A 2,838-nucleotide genomic window follows, 5' to 3' on the forward strand; every position below is an offset into this window, starting at 1 on the left:
AATATCTTGAACTGGCAAAACTTGCTGAAACCATTAACTAAATATACAAACCATTAATCTATTTAAAACATGAGAATCAAATCATTAATTTTGGCGGCCTTATGCATGGCCACCGTGGGTGTTTACGCCCAAAGCAACTACCCGTTCAACGGTCTGGACATGAACATGGGTAACCTGTCAAGACTGTCCGATGCCAAGACACGTTCCATCAGCCCTGAGAACTTCACGGGCGAGAAGGGCAAGGGCGGCATGGCCGATCCGGTCAGGGACAAGGATCAGCGCAATGTGGCCAACGCCCACCATGCGGCCAAGGACCTGGGCAAGGGTTGGAAGGTAAACCCCTTCATCATCGTGAAACCGGGAGAGACAATCACGATTGCGGAAATCGAGGGTCCGGGAGCCATCCAGCAGATCTGGATGACACCGACCGGGAACTGGCGCTTCTCCATCCTGAGAATGTACTGGGACGATGAGAAGGAGCCTTCCGTCGAATGTCCGGTGGGTGACTTCTTCTGCAGCGCATACAATGAATATGCACAGCTCTCCTCACTGGCCGTTTGCGTGAATCCGGGCAGCGCTTTCAACTGCTACTGGAAGATGCCTTTCCGCAAGAAAGCCCGTATCACGCTGGAGAACATCAACACCGCCGAGGAGATGCGCCTGTACTACCAAATCAACTACACCCTGACAGAAGTTCCTGAGGACGAGGCCTACTTCCATGCGCAGTTCCGCCGCTCCAACCCGACCCAGGGGTCGCTGCACACGCTGATTGACGGTGTGAAGGGCAAGGGACAGTACGTGGGTACCTACCTGGCGTGGCGTGTAAACGACAACTGCTGGTGGGGTGAGGGGGAAATCAAGTTCTACATGGACGGTGACAGGGAATACCCGACTATCTGCGGGACCGGGATTGAGGACTACTTCTGCGGTTCGTACAATTTCGAGAACCAGAAGACGCGCCAGTACCAGGAGTTCACCACCCCTTATGCCGGCATGCACCAGGTAATCCGTCCCGACGGGCTGTACCGTGCGGTGACCGCTTTCGGGCTGTACCGCTGGCATATCCTTGACCCGGTACGCTTCGACAAGGACCTGAAGGTCACGATACAGGACCTGGGATGGCGCCATGACGGACGCTACAACAACCAGAAGTCGGATATCTCGTCGACCACTTTCTGGTACCAGGCCGAGCCGCATGCCAAATTCCCGGCTTTGCCGAGCAAGGACGGTTTGGAAATTCCAAGATGGTAAAATAAAAGTTTGAGTATAGAGGCTGTGCAGTACAATTCTAGGAAAAACGTATTGTATAGTAAATAATATTATTTTATTAACCTTTTTTATTTATATTATGAAATATTTCAAAAGAAATGGTTTCGTGGCATTGGTATCAATGTTATCATTGACAGCTTATGCAGGGGATAGTTTACCTCTTTCTGTGGCTGTATCGGAGACAAAAGAGTTTATTCAAGTATCTGGACATGGTATAGATACTTCTAACGTGATTCAACAAGAGAGGATAATACAAGGAACGGTTTTGGAAGAAGGAACGAATGAACCTCTTATTGGAGTGAATGTTGTTGTTAAAGGAACTACTATCGGTACCACGACTGATATTGATGGAAAATACTCTATAAAAATACCTTCTGATAAGGCTATATTAGTCTTTTCTTATATTGGTCAAAAAACGGAAGAATATTCGGTTAAAGGCTTAAACTTTTTGAATGTTATCATGAAGAGTGATGCTACAATGTTGTCAGAAGTTGTGGTATACACTGGTTATATGACACAGAAGAAAGCGGATTTGACAGGTTCTGTTGCAATGGCAAATGCGAGTGATTTAAAGAAAAATGCTTCTGCCAATGCCATGAAGTCATTACAAGGAAAGATGGCTGGTGTGCATATCACTACAAATGGTGGTAATCCTGCTGAAGGAACTACGGTGCAGATTCGTGGATTGTCTTCTCTTTCGGGAGGAGTTAAGCCTTTAATTGTTTTGGATGGTATGCCTACTGAAAATTTGAATCTTCGTGATATAAATTCTGGTGATATTGAATCTATTCAAGTTTTGAAAGATGCAGCATCTGCCTCTATTTATGGTGCAAGAGCTTCCGGTGGTGTTATTTTGATTCAGACAAAAAAGGGTCAAGCAGGTAAGACAAACATTGAGTATAATGGTAGTGTTTCTATCAATACTGTATTGAACAAACCTACTTTGATGAATGCTGAACAATATGGTAGAGCAGCATTCCAAGCTCAAGCTTATGATGAAAGAGTATATGGTACTTCTATTTCTTTGCCTTCAGCGTATAATTATACATGGCATAGAGGTGATAATGGAATAGCTGTTTTGGACGAGGTTAAAGTTGCTGAATACCTTAATGCAGACCAAACTGTAAGAGGAAGTGATACAGATTGGATGGGAGAAATTTTTCAGACTGCTATTTCTCATAATCATCAGTTGACCATTTCTAATGGTTCTGAGAAATCCAAAAGCTTGTTCTCGTTGGGTTATTTCAATAATGAAGGTACACAGATACATACATTCTTCAGACAATATTCGATACGTGCTAATACTGAATATAGTTTGATAAAAAATCATTTGAAAGTTGGTGAAAATCTTGCAGTATCTTATTTGCAGTATAGAGACCAAAGTGAAACATGGTGGGCGATGATTAATCCTCCTGCCTCTCCTGTATATGATGAAAATGGTGGATGGGCTGGTGCTCCGGGTTTTGATGATTTTACCAACCCTGTTCGATTATTGACAATGAATAAGGATAATATCAATAATTATGTGAACCTTAATTCCGCAACACTATTATAAAATATTTTTTTTAA

The 2,838-nt window shown here is 43.8% G+C and carries 1 protein-coding gene and 1 pseudogene; both read left to right on the plus strand.

What is annotated here, in order from left to right; translation table 11 throughout:
• Window positions 1–105 precede the first annotated feature (105 nt).
• The gene (locus DW096_RS19140) at window positions 106–1,251 is read left to right on the plus strand and encodes a glycoside hydrolase family 172 protein (RefSeq protein ID WP_369904522.1); all 1,146 of its coding nucleotides are present in this window, start codon (window positions 106–108) and stop codon (window positions 1,249–1,251) included.
• Window positions 1,252–1,348: 97 nt separating this feature from the next.
• Window positions 1,349–2,803 (plus strand): annotated as a pseudogene (locus DW096_RS19145) (SusC/RagA family TonB-linked outer membrane protein); the annotation flags it as partial.
• Window positions 2,804–2,838: the final 35 nt, after the last annotated feature.

Origin of the sequence: Bacteroides sp. AM07-18 (genome assembly GCF_003602695.1) — a bacterium.
Lineage (GTDB): Bacteria > Bacteroidota > Bacteroidia > Bacteroidales > Bacteroidaceae > Bacteroides > Bacteroides uniformis.

Excerpts from the sequence above, each read along its gene's own strand:
- DW096_RS19140 (WP_369904522.1), top strand. The coding sequence starts at position 106 with ATGGCCACCGTGGGTGTTTACGCCCAAAGCAACTACCCGTTCAACGGT.